Source organism: Nostoc sp. TCL26-01, assembly GCF_013393945.1.
GTDB lineage: Bacteria > Cyanobacteriota > Cyanobacteriia > Cyanobacteriales > Nostocaceae > Trichormus.
In genome coordinates this window covers 6,384,813-6,399,798 of sequence record NZ_CP040297.1, presented here as the reverse complement: position 1 = coordinate 6,399,798, position 14,986 = coordinate 6,384,813, and the positions used below count along the sequence as shown (strand labels likewise).

The following is a 14,986-nucleotide window of genomic DNA, read 5'->3' as shown; positions in this document are numbered from 1 at the left end:
CATGAAAGCGATCGCGCTGGTAAATTTGATTTTAGGGCGCGATCGCAATCATAATTATTGTTTCCCTACAAGCCATGCACCTAATTGAATAGTCTTTATAGAATTTATGTTAAATAACGCCCAAGTTGCATGACAAGCTGCATACGCGACTGTTCCGGGATCAGAATCAAAAGGATGAGCAACAATCTCTTTTACCCAAAAAGTTATTTGTTTTGTGTCAATAGACTGATCAATATATTTAATTGCGTACTCAATTCCAATTCTGGCAGCCTCTTCAAGGACTTGGAGGTTAAGGATGTTTTCCTTGTTCAATTTCTCGAATTCCTTGTCTGAGAGCAGCTACGGTTTCGGCATATTCTAACCTCTCCAAAAGCTTTTGATAGGCTTTGGCATCCTGAACAACAAGTTGAGCTGCACCATTGACAGTCAGCACAATGGGTTTTTCGTTTTGTTCCATCTCCTGAATGTATTGCTTCGTGTTTCTCTGAAACTCGGAGAGTGAGTGAATTTTGTTTAGGTCAATCATCAGCCAAAAATGAAATTAACAGTTAATTTCATGCTACTAACATAATTAGTTAAGAGCAAGCGTATTTTCAGGATTTTGTATAAATATTAACTACAGTCCTGATACTGTTGGGTTACCTGAACTGTATTGGTTTATAACTAGCTTCTAATGGGCAATATTCTGACTCTAAAACGAGTTCGGTCTATTGTCACCAAAACACCTGCTTCCAGTTGCGTTTGAAACTGACATAGTGTTGTAGTTACTAACTCCCCAATAGCACTAGGTAATAGATCCTGAATACGGACTTGCAATGTAGTTATTATTCACAGCCCAAGTCATAATTACATTATCAGTTGCACCAGGATCTCCAATAGTTGACCAGTGAACAGCTTCAATACCTGCTTGTGTAAAAGTTAACACCCATTCAAGTGAAAGATTCATATCAATGAGAATTTTCATGCTGAAGTTAGAGGCAATTCTATCTCCTCAACCCGCCAAGCAGCATAGGCTAAAGCTTCATAAATATCAGCTAGTTCTAAATAAGGATAAGCTTTGAGAATTTCTTCTGGAGTTTTACCAGAAGCCATTAACCCGACAATAGTACCAACAGTCACCCGCAACCCACGAATACAAGGTTTACCTCCCATGACTTCAGGGTTTAATGTAATTCTAGTTAACTGCTCCATAAGTATTTCTGCCAAACAATCAACGGACTAATTTGTAGGTACTTCTGAATTTTAGACGAAACTTTATAGCAATCCTCGCTCAAAAAACCAAAGAATTAAGCTTGTTCCTAAAACACAAATAATCCCACTCACCCCGGCTAGGGGTTTTTTATTGATACCAGTCCACAATTCGGAGACTTTACCAGTATAGGTAACTAACTGGGCTGTATCTATAGTAGCGATCGCCCAGACTAAAGCCGAATGTAATCCCCAGGCTATACCTAATGTATTGCGATCGCATATCCTCGCCAACACCAGCATCATTCCCAATAACCATAATCCCGGTAGTTGGGGTAAAGTCTCCCGTTGTTCCCAAACCAAGTGGAGAACCGCAAAAATCAGGCTAGAAGCAATGGCTGCTATCCATAGTGGATTATCTCGTGCTAATTCAGTCAACAGAAAACCACGAAAAACTAATTCTTCTATCCCTCCAACCAACAACGCGATGAAGAAAATAGGGAAGGAGACAGATAGTAATTGCTTGATATTTAACCCCTCAAAATCGCACCAACCAAGCCAAAATTGACAGATAAACAAACTAGCTATACTTATTACCCCTAAGCTAAAACCTAGTGCTAAAGAGCGTAATAAGGCCAAATTAGCCACAAACCCATAATTAGCGAAAGAACTATTAGTCAGCCAAATTACTCCCCCAAGAATCAGAGGTGCTAATAGGTAAAGTGACAGCATTAATGGTAATTTTTGCTCTGGTTGTAATGGTTTTATTGGTTGCCAATTAAGTAATTTTAGTGATATTGCGGCAATTGGTAACCAGCATCCCAACCAGCCAAGAAAAAAAGCCATCACGACAACTAATGCTGGTGCATTTTTCATCAATGCCAGCAGATTGTTGAGGGATGGCGTTAAGAAATTTGTCAAAGTTAACAAAAAAATCACGATATGCTTCTTGCAGAATAAATTTTTGGCTTCTTAGTCTAGCCTCTAATAAAACTAGTCAGTTCTGCAAGGGTTTAATCGGATTTTTGAGTTAGATAAAATTATTTAATCAGGGATACCAGTTGTTTATAGTCATAGGGATAGGTTAAAGAAGCAGTCAGCATCAGCTTTGTTAGGTATCCTCAATGGAACCAATCAAACACCACCAAATCTGTTTACGGAGTCATCCGCAATTAAAATTTGGTATGGTCTTTATGCACCGATTTATCAACCTTTGGCTACTGACTAGCAAATGCTTTTTTATTAAAAGTCATCACTCAACTTATCCCATCCCCAAGAATTTATTCCTCTTCGTCCAAATCTTCATCAGATTCGTCAACATCATCCAAAGAAAGCTTTTTATCACTTTCACCCAGTTGGATCAAGTGAATATGCTTGTATCCCAGTCTAATTTCAAATTCATCTCCAGGTTTTAAGCCCATTGCTTTGGTGTAAGTAGCACCAATAACAATTTGACCGTTTTGATGAACGCTAACTCGGTATGTCGGTTCACGTCCACGACCATCTTTTGGTGCTTCTGGACTTAGAGGTATTCCTCTCGCCGATAGCAAAGCGTCATAAAAGTCTGTGAGATTAACACGAACTTGATTATTCTTAGTAACGGTATAGTAACCGCACTGTTTAGCTCTTTCTCGTCTTGGTAAAGTGGAAAGTTCTTTTACTTTAGCTAGCAGTGCTTTTCCAGTTAAAGGCGCGGTTGCAGTTTCACTCATTATGCTCAAATTTTCCTTACTCTCTCCAAACTGATAAATTATGTCGTCTCATGCCAGTATTTGACTTTTTAGCATCTGCATAAAGCGACTGGGGACTTGAAAGTCCAGGGTGAATTCCTACTGATGTTAGTCTTAAGTGCCTCTATGATGCTTGACCACAATAGTCAGAGGTCAGGGGTTTTACAGGCACTAATTTCAGTGATTTTACGGCATTTTCTACCATGATTCGCCAAGGGAAATGCAATTATTTTCTCTTTTGGCACTACTGTAGTGGTGTCACTTTGAGCCACCTTAACAAATGGTGCAGGTTCTACTACAAACCAGTCGTAGACCAAAGAAATTGCAGGTTTTCCACTTGCGCTGCTTGCTTTTATTGCTTTAGAGTTGTGAGGTTTTCCCGTCTTTTACTCTTCAGCTGAAGACAGCATGGTATTTGAATATGGTGTTATGGACATACACCCTTTTGTCCTGCCTGTAGAGACATGAAATTTCTTGTCTCTACATTACGAAGAAACTAAGCAGTAGTAACAACAGTAGTATAACTGTTGATTCTAGTTTTGTTGCTTCGTAATTTTATATTAAATACTAGCATGGACTAATAATAGCAAAATAGTTGTTTATTTTTGAATTTAACTTGCTGATAAATTTTTCTCTAAATCCTCAAGCTTCTGGAGACAAAAAGCGGTCAGGATTTTGCTTGGGCTTGACAAACCTAGTGAGTATTGGAGAATGACTTTTATAAAAATTAATCTAAATTTAGATAGCGAGTTTTGACAAGTGAGTTATGTGGTTTGATTTTCTTGATTGAGAGGAGTCAAAGGCGATGAGTAAGAAAATCCTAGTTTATTGTCACCAGACAAAAATATCTCGTGTTTTTTGCACGTCTGTCTATAGGAATAATCAAGATGGACACATGAGTCTAGTACTTTATTGCCACAACTAGATGTGTATTATCAGCTTTAACGCTTATATACAACAAAAAAATTAATTAGGACTTACGCAGTGTCAGAGATTTTTCATGACTTTTTGTCAATAGTTAATAGTGAGATAGTGCGTTCCTGTCGCCTTGCGTCGGAAAGCAACTATCGTTAGCGACGAAGGAGCGTCACCCGTAAGGGTCCACAGTCCAAAAACTTTGCTTTTGACGTTGACAGTTGACTACCCTTGTAAGGTGTACTCAACTCAGAATAAGTATTTTAAGTTAATATTTCTTCTACCAAGGCTCTTGAATATTTAGATATATCAAGAACCTTGAAGCATTGACCATCATGAGGTGCAGATCCTCAACTTATCCAAGAAGTGGGGATCTTGTTTCGCATGAATGATTGAGTATGACTAGATTTTTTCTCTTCAGCAGCAGCTTAAGTTAATTTCCTGGTGAACTCACCCTATTTGTGGTAAGCCAATAAACTGAATGAGTAACCTTGGCTGAACTTTTTTCTCTATTTGGGCTAAGGAATTCTGGCAAATCTTGCTTGGGGAGCTTCTGCAATTAAAATTTTAGTGGTTATCCTGGAATTAAAATCACTTACTGTGCGACTATCAGACTATTAATACTACACTGAAAATTAAGAGTAACAAGAGTATAGCCCAAGTTTTGTCAGCACCACCCCTTATCGGTGATGTTTGAGGTTGGTGAGATATTTTTAAGATTTAGGTTGGTAACAATGGAAGTTCTGTTTAAAATTATTCGGCAACAACCAAATTCCTCTGGAGTTGTGCAATCTTACCTTTTAGAGACGGAATCTGGTAGCACCATCTTAGATTGTCTTAATCGGATTAAATGGGAACAAGATGGAACCTTAGCATTTCGCAAAAATTGCCGCAATACTATTTGTGGTAGCTGTGGGATGCGAATTAACGGTCGTTCGGCTTTGGCTTGCAAAGAAAATGTTGGTAGTGAATTAGCGAGATTACAACAGATATCATCTAATATTCCCGAAATCACGATCGCACCCCTGGGCAATATGCCAGTAATTAAGGATTTGGTCGTGGATATGAGCAGTTTCTGGCATAATTTAGAAGCTGTAGCGCCCTATGTCAGCACAGCAGCCAGACAAGTCCCAGAACGGGAGTTTTTACAAACACCCCAAGAGCGATCGCTTCTTGATCAGACAGGCAATTGTATCATGTGCGGTGCTTGTTACTCAGAATGCAACGCCCGTGAAGTTAACCCCGATTTTGTCGGCCCCCACGCCTTAGCCAAAGCCTACCGCATGGTTGCAGACTCCCGCGACAGCAATACAACTGAGCGCTTGGAAAGTTATAACGAAGGTACAAAAGGCGTTTGGGGTTGTACCCGTTGTCTTTACTGCGATTCTGTTTGCCCGATGGAAGTAGCGCCATTAGAGCAAATCAGTAAAATCAAACAGGAAATTCTCGCCGAAAAATCAGCTAGTGACAGTCGCTCAATTCGTCACCGCAAGGTATTAATAGATTTAGTCAAAGCCGGTGGCTGGATTGACGAACGCCAATTTGGCTTGCAAGTCGTCGGTAACTACTTTCAGGATCTCCGAGGCTTACTGAGTATCGCCCCCTTGGGATTACGGATGCTGATCAAAGGCAAATTCCCCCTCTCCTTTGAACCATCAGAGGGAACATTAGAAGTGCGATCGCTGATTGAGTCAGTGCAGCAAGTAAAAGGTAATGGATAATGTTTGACCTCACATTCGGCAGGTTAATTAGCAAATGAGATAATATTTTCAACAGGGGTATCAAAAAAGTTGAGAATTCACAGTCTGTAAAAGTGATTCTGAATCCTGTAGCTTGCTTCCCGTTGGCTTTAGCCTTTCGTAGAGGAGGGTATTCTGGCTTCTGAATTCTTCTTCAATTAACAGCGTTTGCTTATTTTATAATTCAAACTGAGGAAAATTACATTACAAGATAGTAAAAATTTATGCACATACTTAAAAAGTTGACAATTGCTACAGTAGGGGCAGCATGGTTGACAATAAGTACAAGTATTGCTCCCGTCAAGGCTGCTTTGTTAGAGTTTAACTTTATAGTAAAAGATGTAAACATTTTCACGGGAACTGGTTTTTTTACTTTAAACACTCAGACGAGAGAAATTGTTGATTTTGGTGGTGTATTGAATTCTCCGGAAAATATATTTTTAAGATCGGAATTTACAATAGATAATATAGATGGTAATACACTTTTAGATGTAAAAAACTTCTATTGTCGGGAGTTTTTGTTGACTCCAGATGGAGGCAAAGTTTGTTTTGGAACAGACAATTCTGCTCAAGAAGTGAATTTGCAATTTCGAGGAGAAGATTTATTTAATCAATTGAGCAGCAATCCTACTGTCTACGAAAACTCATTTGTTGTTGGAACACGCCCTGAAGCTGATCCTGATACTGGTTTTAACATTTATGATATTAGAGGAAGTCAATTTAAACTCCTTACCTTTATTTTCTCTATTCCATTTACTGTAACTGGATTGCAGGTTAAAAACCTAGACACAACACAAGTAATACCTGAATCTACAACTACAACAGCAATATTAACTATTGGTGCTTTAGGTGTTGGTTTATTACTAAAGCGTAAACATAAGACTCTATTTTAGTAGTATGACTGCCTAGAGTCTATTTTATTAGCCAAGATTTTCCATAAGCTTACAGATTTGGATTGTACTCATCCCCTTTGACTTAGTGTCACAGCTTCGTAGATTAGCTAAGGTAGCGGTTGACTAATCCCCAATTCTCAATTACCAATTACCAGTCCCTAATTAGTAATTATCAATCTATCTAGGATCTTGCGGTACATCCAAAGGTTGCCCTAAACGGTTATAAACCAAAACATCCCACTGTCCGTTATTGCTAGATTCAAAAGCGATCGCACTCCCGTCAGCGCTGATGGTGGGGTTGCGGACTTCTGCTTGTAGATTATTAGTTAGATTTCGTGATTGACGTGTTTCTTTGTCATAGAGAAAAATTGCCGATCGCCCTTGACGACTAGCTGCAAACACCAGATAACGACCATCATCGGAAACACTGGGATGAGAAGCGATCGTATCTAAAGCATTTAATCCGGGCAAATCTACCAAATTACGAGTCAGGGTATCAAATAAATATACATCCTGGCTACCCCGGCGATCGCTTGTAAACACAATATATCTTCCAGAAATCTGTGGATTCAGTTCTGAAGACAAACTGTTAATACTCCTCCCCCCAGGATCAAACGGATAATTAACTAAGCGGGGATAACCAAAGCACCCACTTAAAAAAGTTAAACAAAAAAATATAAAAATGTGTTTGGTCATTGGTCAATGGTCAATGGTCAATAGTCAATAGGCAATAGGCAATAGGCAATAGGCAATAGGCAATAGGCAATAGGCAATAGGCAATAGGCAATAGGCAATAGGCAATAGTCAATAGGCAATAGGCAATAGGCAATAGGCAATAGGCAATAGGCAATAGGCAATAAGCAATAGTCAATAGTCATTGGTCGCTACTCAGCACTCATCACTCAGCACTCACTGCTGATTCACAGTTGCCCCGTTGGGAATATCTAATTCTACAGTGGGGCCTCTGTCTAGGACTTCGATGTCCCATTGGCCACGGCTGGCGGTTTCAAAGACAACATAACGTCCATCTGGGCTGATGCTGGGGTTGCGTACCCAACCGCGATAGGTGGGGGTGATGATTTGTGATTGCTGGATGGCGCGATCGTAAAGTGCTACCACTGGTCTACCTTGGTCGCTGGTCATGTAAACAATATACCGTCCGGTGTAGCTGAGGCTAGGACTTTCGGTAATTGTATCAGGTCGATTTAAGCCGGGTGTCCTAATAAAACTCTGCTGTTGCAAATCATATATAAGTAACTGGTGAACACTATTACGATTAGAAATAAACGCTAGGAAACGACCATTACCACTTAAGGCTGGTTGTTCTTCTGTGTAGCGACTATTGAGGGAGGTAGGCCCTAGAGGAATATCACCGGAACTACAAGAGCCTAGCAAACTTGCCAAGCTAAAGACTAGGCTCCAATGAATTGGTTTTTGGAGCCAAAACTGAGAAGTAAATTTTTCCACCTCAACTATTTACTTGTTTCTGCCGCTTATAAGCTTACATCTATGGCGATCGCTTTAAACATCGTCATAATTTGGGGAATTTCCTGGTTCTTCGTCTGACTCATCTATCGGTTTGTACGGTACGTAGTCAGTCGGAATCGCTTCATCGTCTTGCTGTTCCCTGCGGGGATTGGTATCAGTGGGTGGACGGCGTTTTCTGCGTCTGGGTGGTGTATCTTCGTCAACTGTTGGGCGAGGAGGATTATTGTTTCGGCGCGAAGACTTTCTTACTTCATCGCTCGAACCTTCCCAATCATCAACTTCCCTGGAAGGTGAACCCCAATCTTCTTGGTCATAACGTTCTGGAGTCCGATTGGTGGGACGGTTGGGAGTCCGGCGGCGTGTTCTGTCTGTTGATTCTGGTCGGTCAGTAGGGTTACGACGTTCACGCCGGGGTGGTTGTTCGTCGTAGTAGTCATCACGGCTAGAACGGTCGTCTCTACCAGGACGAATTCTCGCACGCACGGGGCGATCTTCCTCTTCTTCTTCTTCTCGATAAGGTAGTGGTTCTAGGTCTGATTCCACCTCAGCTTGATACCTATTTCTGTTATAAGAATAGTTTCTGCTGACTGGTCGTTCTTCATCGACAATTGGCGTGTTACGTTTAGCTTGTTGAGTAGCTATACTCCGTAGACGAATACTTTCGACTGCAAAAAATACAGTCGTACCCACTAAAAGCAACTGACCAAATTGCAAAATCGGGTCTAATCGCCAGCCTTGGAAAATTAAAATAAAGCCGCACAGTAAGCCCACGGCTGCAAAAAAGATATCTTGATCTCTTGACAGTTCTGGACGCACAGTACGGAGAAAATACAGCGCTGCCCCAGCCACAGCCAGGAAAATCCCTAGAATACTGGCTGAGTTCGTTCCAAAATTCACCTGAGCCAGAACACTGGCTGAGTTCAGCCCAAAATTTAGCATTGTTCTTTTCCCAATATCAAATCTATGTTAGCGAGTCACACTTAAAATCACTACTCTAAACAATCTCAATATAATATTGAAGCTTCAAAGCATCTGACAAAGAAGCCTTGAAGCTGTTTACCAAAAGCTAAAAAAGCTTGAGTCTGCCAGCCTAGTATACCTTGCTCGCCGCACAGGAGTTGTTGCCTGTGGTGGAATTTAGGCGATTGCTGACAGACAAGCACTCGAAAAGAGTCGAAATAACTCTTCCCAACACTAAGAACGCTGAATTTTATCTTTCTGGCTGATGAAAATCAAACCAACTGTAGCAGGGATAACGACAATCAAAGTACCCCAAGCCAGACTCCAAAGAAAATTTGATAAAGATGGTGTCATGGATCTAAACCTTTTTTTACACACTTCATCATAATTCTAATAGTCTATTACTCCCTTGAGAAGCCTATTTTCATCAGCTAGGTACAAGAAATATGCCATCATAAAATCACTACACGGATGTTCTAGGCTAGTTGCTTTTCGATTTACCACAATTACAGTGACAGCATTTAGTTAGAATTAAATAAACTATGCTTTACAAAGCTTAATTTTTTTAGCTTTTGGTTGCAGATTTTTATTTGTTCACAAATAGTAACTTACTGAGATCGATGACTGGCGTTAACCTGACTGTTTGGATTCTCGGCCCTGTGTTGGGAGTGATGACATTTCTATTTATCTTTCGGATCATTCTCACTTGGTATCCGCAAGTCGATTTGAATCGATTACCCTTTAATCTGATTGCCTGGCCGACTGAACCATTTCTCATCCCCTTACGCAAACTCGTACCACCCATCGGCGGCGTTGACATTACCCCGATTCTCTGGGTAGGGATTTTTAGTCTGCTGCGGGAAATTCTCTTAGGTCAACAAGGGTTACTTACCATGTTGTCCCGTGTCAGTTAAACCTGTACTCAAAGAGTTTATACAAGGCGATCGCTATCAAGGGGAGTATAACTGAATCATCATCCAGGACAAAAAATCTCAACATCAACTGAGATATTGCCAGACCCACCAGCCTCTCTGAATCTTTTATCCGGTCTTTAGCTGGTTTAGCTTCTGCTTGATCAGAATTTCCAGCTCTTCAATCTGAGCATTTGATTTGGGAATGTCAAAAGTCTCTGGAGGTACTTCAGCCGTAAAGCGGTCAACAAAGGCATGAAATGCAGCCTTTTCATCAGGATGAGCTATGACATAAGCTCTTAGCTCACCTTTTGTCATAGTACTAAAGTCAGGCTTCATCACAAAAACCTCCAAAGACCATTGTGATAGATTTCTATTTCTATGTTATCTCCAGCTAACAAGAATAAATTCAATGTAGAGACGTTGCAGTGCAACGTCTCTACAAGGATTTCGGGCAACGCAGAATTAATTTCTGAAGATGTCTAAATTTATCAGAGAAAGAAAAATTACTCAGCACCAGGCGACTGGAAGTCGCGTCTACACAGGCAAAACCCGCCTGCGCGGGTTGAAAACCTTGATTTTGGATTAGTCCGCGTAGGCGGTGAGACCAGTCCTGTAGGCGGGTTTCCCGCCGTAGGGAACTGGCGAATCCGAAGGAACTTTGTTTGTATAGCCACGATTTCTAATCGCCAGGGCTAGGTGCAAGATATGAGGATTGATACCAACTTTTTCATCCCCTACATTTTCATGTCCTGAATGAAACTGGTATAAACCTGACCCTCTAAAAACTGAGCATTTTCCATGATTTTTTGGTGGAATGCTATGGTTGTGGGCAATCCAGTAATTGCACATTCCCTGAGAGCGCGTTTCATGCGGTTAATAGCTGTTGACCGATCTGGCCCCCAGACAATTAATTTACCGATGAGAGAGTCGTAGTAAGGGGGAATTTGGTAATCGGTGTAAACATGAGAATCAATCCGCACACCGGGGCCACCGGGGGGGAGATAGCCGCTTATCCGTCCTGGGGCTGGGCGGAAATCATGGTCTGGATCTTCGGCGTTGATGCGACACTCGATCGCATGACCGCGTAAAACAACTTGGTCTTGAGTCAGCTTCAGTCTTTCTCCTTGGGCAATTCTGATTTGCTCAACTAATAAGTCTACCCCTGTAATCATCTCCGTCACAGGATGCTCTACCTGAATCCGGGTATTCATTTCCATGAAATAAAACTTACCCGATTTATCTAGGAGAAACTCGATGGTGCCGGCTCCAGTGTAGTTGATGAACTGGGCAGCTTTCACGGCTGCTTGTCCCATTTTCTCGCGTAGGTCTGAGTCGAGGGCTGGACTGGGGGCTTCTTCCAGTAACTTTTGATTCCGGCGCTGAATGGAACAATCCCGTTCACCCAGGTGGATGACATTACCGTAGTTATCAGCCAAAATTTGGAATTCGATGTGGCGGGGGCGTTCGATGAATTTTTCAAGATAAACACCAGAATTACCAAAAGCTGCACCCGCTTCACCTTGAGCCGCTAAAAATAGTTTCACAAATTCATCAGGCGATCGCACCAAGCGCATCCCCCGACCACCACCACCAGCCGTGGCTTTGATCATCACCGGATAACCGATATCTTTTGCTAGGGCTAATCCCTCCATCTCAGTTTCTACCAAGCCATCACTACCTGGTACTGTGGGTACACCAGCCTTTTGCATGGTTTCCTTTGCCGTGGATTTATCCCCCATCAGCCGAATTGCTTCTGGGGTCGGGCCAATAAAGGCAATGTGATGATCTGCACATATTTCGGCAAATTTGGCATTTTCTGCCAAAAAGCCATAACCAGGATGAATGGCACTAGCATTGCGTGTTAAAGCGGCGGCAATAATATTGGGAATATTCAAATAACTTTTACCGCTAGCAGGTTCGCCAATACAAACCGCTTCGTCAGCAAGTTGGACGTGAAGAGCATTCCGGTCAACAGTCGAGTGAACTGCGATCGTCGCAATCCCCATTTCTTCACAGGCGCGGAGAATGCGCAGCGCGATTTCTCCCCGATTAGCAATTAATATTTTGTCAAACTTCATTTTCTAGCTTTCGATATCAGTACCAGTAGATAGAAATTGTCTCCCATCCAAGTTGCAACAGCGTGTAAGCATCGCTTTATCCAAATTATGACAGGAGATACCCCAGGCTTATCTTTAAATCAGTGAACAGTGAACAGTTATCAGTTATCAGGGACTTAAAACTGATAACTGTTAAACCCCTACACCCTCTCTTGTAATATCACTTGTAGCGCTACTACATTTCTGTCAGTCTGGTATCTTCCTTGGAGAAATTTTTGGACACACCCGAAAATTTTGGCAAATTCAATTTTACCTTTATCTTCTTATAGTTTTTGTGTTATAATTACTAATCGTACAACTCGTGCGGATGTGGCGGAATTGGTATACGCGCACGCTTGAGGTGCGTGTGGCTTTGCCTTGCGAGTTCGAGTCTCGCCATCCGCATTTTTTAGTGACCATAGTCACTTTTAAAAGGTCAGTAGTTCAACAACTCAAAGTTGACTATTGACCTTTGACTATGGACTTAATTCCAAGTTTTTGTGCTTTTATAGAAGTAAGTGAACTTTTGTAAAGAACATTGACTGCAACTTTTACTCCAAGCAACAACTCAACACTGCCAGCAGCGTGGCATCGCCTCACCCCGATTTGGCAAGGTGGGGAAGAAGTAATCAGACAAAGTTTGCCTCATACCCAGTTGGCTCCGGCTTGGCAACTGATGCTTTTAGGCGATGGTTCGCCCACGAGACATTTGGAATTACTCACAGGTGAACCCACAGAAGTAGATGTAATTGATATGTCCTTGATTGGTACAGACTTGGATGGTGCGCCGGATTTAATTCAATCTGTTCCCGAACCAAGACTCAGGCGGCAAGTCTGGCTACGTACTGCATCAGGTCAGCGATTAGCCTATGCTACATCATGGTGGGAAGCGAGTCATGTAGATGAGTATTTGCAGAATCGTTCATTACCGATTTGGGCTAGTCTGGCACGTCTCCGTACAGAGTTGTATAGAGATGTGCGGGGAATCTATTGTGGATACTCGGATGCTTTGGAATCAGGGTTTGGTGTTAAAGGGCCTTTTTGGGGTCGCCATTACCTATTTTGGCATCATGGGCAACCTTTAACTTTAATCTATGAAGTTTTTTCACCTTACTTAACTAAATACTTGGGAGCGATGCAACTGAGTCCTGATGATGGCAAAGTATAGGAAAATTTTTGAGATGAATAATTTATTAACTATACGGCTTAACTATCGTCATTCAAGACAGTAGTGAATTTGCCATTATGAGGTGTAGGTTTTGATGACACCACCTATTTTGTCTGTTCCCATGAAGAAAAGAAAGAAACCGTCCTTAGTGCTGACACTCTCGGCTGCTGGGTTGTTGATTAGTGGTGGCGCAGCAGCATATTGGTTGTTGAACCAAGAACAATTATTTTCTAGAAACTTGTTAGTTGGGGCTAATATCATTCCTCAAGATGCTTTATTGGCTGTTTCTCTGACGACAGATCCTCAACAGTGGCAGCAGTTACAAGAATTTGGGACGAAAGATACCCAATTGATTCTCAATCAAAATTTGCAGCAGTTGCGCGATCGCTTTCTCACCAGCAACGGTTACAATTTCGAGAAAGATATTCAACCTTGGGTAGGCGATGAAGTTACGATCGCTATCTTAGCTCCTGAGATCCGCCAATCTGCACCTAAACCAGTATCGACTAATGGAAATAGTAGAACTAACCAGCAGTCAATAGTCATGGTTTTACCAGTGAAAGATGCCAATAAGGCTAAAAGTATCTTATCCCAACCAAAAACACCGAATGCAACTAAATGGAGCAGTAAGACTTATCAAGGGATCACAATTCAACAAAGTGAAGGACAAACTGGAGAAAACATCTCAGCCGCTTTCATAGATGAACGTTTCCTGGTAATTACTGATAATACTCAAGTAACAGAACGGGCAATTGATGCCTATAAAAATAAGACATCCTTAGCAACTACTGGGGGTTTTGCTGATAATTTCCCGAAAATTGCTAGTTATCAGCCTCTAGCGCAGTTTTATGTCAATATACCCAACGCTGCCAAAATTGCCGCCGTTGCACCAAATCGTCGCTTACCAGCGCAAGTTCTAGCACAACTGCAAAATAACCAGGGTTTAGCGGGAACCGTGACGTTAGAGTCAACTGGGGTGAGGATCAAAGGAGTTTCTTGGCTCAACCCCCGTAGTCAACGTGTACTCACAGTCGAAAACAACGCGGGAAATATGCAGAATCGCATACCAGCAGAAACTATCATGATGCTATCTGGTGGTGATTTACAACAGTTATGGAGTGACTACGTTTTAACATCTCAAGGCAACCCCCTCGCGCCCATCACACCAGAACAAATGCGGAGTGGAGTAAAATCTTTAATAAATTTAGATTTAGAAAGAGATTTACTCAGTTGGATGAGAGGTGAGTTTGCCGTCTCACTGATTCCAGGTACTCCCAAACCGGGTTCCACAGAAGATTTTCGTTTAGCTTTAGTGTTCATGATTCAAGCCAACGATACTCAAAAGGCGAAAGCAGCTATCAGAAAGCTAGATGATGTGATGAAAAATCAATATCAGTTCCAAATCCAATCAGCAACAGTCGCCGGAAAACCTGTTGTCAACTGGATTAGCCCTTTTGGTACACGTACAGCAATTCATGGTTGGTTAGATGGAGATGTGGCTTTCTTAGCGATCGGTGCGCCCATCACTGATAAAATTTTGCCTAAACCGCACAATCCACTTGCTGATAATTTGGCATTTCAACAGACAGTACCAACAGAACCCAATCCCACGAACGGACAATTCTATCTAGATGTAGAACAGACAGCGAAAAATTTCCCCTTACCAAGACTCATACCTCAACAACAAACTTTATTAGATGCGACACGTTCCATCGGTGTGACAGCAGCAGTCAGTGATAACCGCAGTAGTCGTTATGATATTTTTTTGACACTCAAGAAATCAAAGTGATTGCCGAGTAAAGAGTTTTGTTATCTCCTTTACTTAGTGAAAAATTCCTCTGTGCCTTCTCTGCGAGACGCTTTGCGAACGTGTCTCTGTGGTACAAAATAACTTA

Annotated in this window: 18 protein-coding genes and 1 tRNA gene; 6 read left to right on the top strand and 13 right to left on the bottom strand. The window is 41.6% G+C overall.

All coding sequences use genetic code 11. The features are described 5' to 3' along the window. Positions 1–54: 54 nt before the first annotated feature. The 6 genes from FD725_RS27655 to FD725_RS27630 all read right to left on the bottom strand — a co-directional run bounded on the left by FD725_RS27655 (position 55) and on the right by FD725_RS27630 (position 2,900). Positions 55–312 (bottom strand): hypothetical protein, encoded by a 258-nt coding sequence (locus FD725_RS27655; RefSeq protein WP_179051081.1) that lies wholly within the window; start codon positions 310–312, stop codon positions 55–57. Beyond that, on the bottom strand, positions 290–526 hold the full coding sequence (locus tag FD725_RS27650) for a type II toxin-antitoxin system Phd/YefM family antitoxin (protein ID WP_179051080.1): 237 nt from the start codon (positions 524–526) through the stop codon (positions 290–292). Before FD725_RS27650 ends, FD725_RS27655 begins: the two co-directional genes overlap by 23 nt. Positions 527–784: 258 nt before the next feature. Then, positions 785–964: a DUF5615 family PIN-like protein gene (locus FD725_RS32760; protein ID WP_256871791.1), complete on the bottom strand. Its 180-nt coding sequence runs from the start codon at positions 962–964 to the stop codon at positions 785–787. Continuing rightward, complete coding sequence (locus FD725_RS27640) at positions 961–1,191, bottom strand: DUF433 domain-containing protein (RefSeq protein WP_179051079.1); 231 nt, start codon at positions 1,189–1,191, stop codon at positions 961–963. The genes FD725_RS32760 and FD725_RS27640 overlap by 4 nt, the downstream gene beginning before the upstream one ends. A 63-nt stretch (positions 1,192–1,254) precedes the next feature. Further along, the gene (locus FD725_RS27635; RefSeq protein ID WP_372726696.1) at positions 1,255–2,127 is read right to left on the bottom strand and encodes a lysostaphin resistance A-like protein; all 873 of its coding nucleotides are present in this window, start codon (positions 2,125–2,127) and stop codon (positions 1,255–1,257) included. A gap of 341 nt (positions 2,128–2,468) precedes the next feature. Further along, positions 2,469–2,900: an AbrB family transcriptional regulator gene (locus FD725_RS27630; RefSeq protein WP_179051078.1), complete on the bottom strand. Its 432-nt coding sequence runs from the start codon at positions 2,898–2,900 to the stop codon at positions 2,469–2,471. A 1,667-nt stretch (positions 2,901–4,567) separates the two neighbouring features. Between FD725_RS27630 and FD725_RS27625 the strand changes: the two genes are divergently transcribed. Further along, positions 4,568–5,554 carry a succinate dehydrogenase/fumarate reductase iron-sulfur subunit gene (locus FD725_RS27625; protein ID WP_179051077.1) on the top strand — a complete coding sequence of 329 codons (987 nt, stop codon included), beginning with the start codon at positions 4,568–4,570 and terminating at the stop codon, positions 5,552–5,554. 242 nt (positions 5,555–5,796) lie between these two features. Next, positions 5,797–6,465: a hypothetical protein gene (locus FD725_RS27620; protein WP_179051076.1), complete on the top strand. Its 669-nt coding sequence runs from the start codon at positions 5,797–5,799 to the stop codon at positions 6,463–6,465. A gap of 177 nt (positions 6,466–6,642) precedes the next feature. On the opposite strand, the gene FD725_RS27615 is transcribed toward FD725_RS27620, so the two are convergent. From FD725_RS27615 to psbX, 4 genes are all read right to left on the bottom strand, one after another. Beyond that, on the bottom strand, positions 6,643–7,161 hold the full coding sequence (locus tag FD725_RS27615) for a PD40 domain-containing protein (RefSeq protein ID WP_179051075.1): 519 nt from the start codon (positions 7,159–7,161) through the stop codon (positions 6,643–6,645). A gap of 213 nt (positions 7,162–7,374) precedes the next feature. Further along, on the bottom strand, positions 7,375–7,932 hold the full coding sequence (locus tag FD725_RS27610) for a PD40 domain-containing protein (RefSeq protein ID WP_179051074.1): 558 nt from the start codon (positions 7,930–7,932) through the stop codon (positions 7,375–7,377). Between the two features lie 54 nt (positions 7,933–7,986). After that, on the bottom strand, positions 7,987–8,892 hold the full coding sequence (locus FD725_RS27605) for a Ycf66 family protein (RefSeq protein ID WP_179051073.1): 906 nt from the start codon (positions 8,890–8,892) through the stop codon (positions 7,987–7,989). A 255-nt stretch (positions 8,893–9,147) separates the two neighbouring features. Next, entirely contained in the window at positions 9,148–9,267 is a 120-nt protein-coding gene (gene psbX, locus FD725_RS27600) for a photosystem II reaction center X protein (RefSeq protein ID WP_010995115.1), read from the bottom strand. A 266-nt stretch (positions 9,268–9,533) separates the two neighbouring features. On the opposite strand from psbX, the gene FD725_RS27595 reads away from it, so the two are divergent. Continuing rightward, positions 9,534–9,827 carry a YggT family protein gene (locus tag FD725_RS27595; protein WP_179051072.1) on the top strand — a complete coding sequence of 98 codons (294 nt, stop codon included), beginning with the start codon at positions 9,534–9,536 and terminating at the stop codon, positions 9,825–9,827. A gap of 126 nt (positions 9,828–9,953) precedes the next feature. Here FD725_RS27595 and FD725_RS27590 read toward each other — a convergent pair whose 3' ends face one another. The 3 genes from FD725_RS27590 to accC form a co-directional block, all read right to left on the bottom strand. After that, positions 9,954–10,163, bottom strand: a complete 210-nt coding sequence (locus FD725_RS27590) for a hypothetical protein (protein WP_179051071.1) — start codon at positions 10,161–10,163, stop codon at positions 9,954–9,956. After that, positions 10,163–10,225: a hypothetical protein gene (locus FD725_RS33195; RefSeq protein ID WP_372726747.1), complete on the bottom strand. Its 63-nt coding sequence runs from the start codon at positions 10,223–10,225 to the stop codon at positions 10,163–10,165. The genes FD725_RS27590 and FD725_RS33195 overlap by 1 nt, the downstream gene beginning before the upstream one ends. Before the next feature lie 336 nt (positions 10,226–10,561). Then, entirely contained in the window at positions 10,562–11,905 is a 1,344-nt protein-coding gene (accC, locus tag FD725_RS27585) for an acetyl-CoA carboxylase biotin carboxylase subunit (RefSeq protein ID WP_179051070.1), read from the bottom strand. A gap of 342 nt (positions 11,906–12,247) precedes the next feature. Here accC and FD725_RS27580 point away from each other — a divergent pair. The 3 genes from FD725_RS27580 to FD725_RS27570 all read left to right on the top strand — a co-directional run bounded on the left by FD725_RS27580 (position 12,248) and on the right by FD725_RS27570 (position 14,880). Continuing rightward, positions 12,248–12,328 (top strand) — tRNA-Leu (locus FD725_RS27580). Between the two features lie 133 nt (positions 12,329–12,461). Next, positions 12,462–13,091, top strand: coding sequence for a chorismate lyase (locus FD725_RS27575; RefSeq protein WP_179051069.1), 630 nt, complete (start codon positions 12,462–12,464; stop codon positions 13,089–13,091). Between the two features lie 94 nt (positions 13,092–13,185). Beyond that, entirely contained in the window at positions 13,186–14,880 is a 1,695-nt protein-coding gene (locus tag FD725_RS27570; protein ID WP_179051068.1) for a DUF3352 domain-containing protein, read from the top strand. The last annotated feature ends 106 nt before the right edge of the window (positions 14,881–14,986 follow it).

What these genes read in the sequence shown, in the direction of transcription:
- FD725_RS27630 (WP_179051078.1), bottom strand. Translation starts at nt 2,900, where the DNA reads ATGAGTGAAACTGCAACCGCGCCTTTAACTGGAAAAGCACTGCTAGCT.
- accC (WP_179051070.1), bottom strand. Translation starts at nt 11,905, where the DNA reads ATGAAGTTTGACAAAATATTAATTGCTAATCGGGGAGAAATCGCGCTG.
- FD725_RS27650 (WP_179051080.1), bottom strand. Translation starts at nt 526, where the DNA reads ATGATTGACCTAAACAAAATTCACTCACTCTCCGAGTTTCAGAGAAAC.
- FD725_RS27620 (WP_179051076.1), top strand. Translation starts at nt 5,797, where the DNA reads ATGCACATACTTAAAAAGTTGACAATTGCTACAGTAGGGGCAGCATGG.
- psbX (WP_010995115.1), bottom strand. Translation starts at nt 9,267, where the DNA reads ATGACACCATCTTTATCAAATTTTCTTTGGAGTCTGGCTTGGGGTACT.
- FD725_RS27605 (WP_179051073.1), bottom strand. Translation starts at nt 8,892, where the DNA reads ATGCTAAATTTTGGGCTGAACTCAGCCAGTGTTCTGGCTCAGGTGAAT.
- FD725_RS32760 (WP_256871791.1), bottom strand. Translation starts at nt 964, where the DNA reads ATGAAAATTCTCATTGATATGAATCTTTCACTTGAATGGGTGTTAACT.
- FD725_RS27640 (WP_179051079.1), bottom strand. Translation starts at nt 1,191, where the DNA reads ATGGAGCAGTTAACTAGAATTACATTAAACCCTGAAGTCATGGGAGGT.
- FD725_RS27615 (WP_179051075.1), bottom strand. Translation starts at nt 7,161, where the DNA reads ATGACCAAACACATTTTTATATTTTTTTGTTTAACTTTTTTAAGTGGG.
- FD725_RS27625 (WP_179051077.1), top strand. Translation starts at nt 4,568, where the DNA reads ATGGAAGTTCTGTTTAAAATTATTCGGCAACAACCAAATTCCTCTGGA.
- FD725_RS27590 (WP_179051071.1), bottom strand. Translation starts at nt 10,163, where the DNA reads ATGAAGCCTGACTTTAGTACTATGACAAAAGGTGAGCTAAGAGCTTAT.
- FD725_RS27570 (WP_179051068.1), top strand. Translation starts at nt 13,186, where the DNA reads ATGACACCACCTATTTTGTCTGTTCCCATGAAGAAAAGAAAGAAACCG.
- FD725_RS27595 (WP_179051072.1), top strand. Translation starts at nt 9,534, where the DNA reads ATGACTGGCGTTAACCTGACTGTTTGGATTCTCGGCCCTGTGTTGGGA.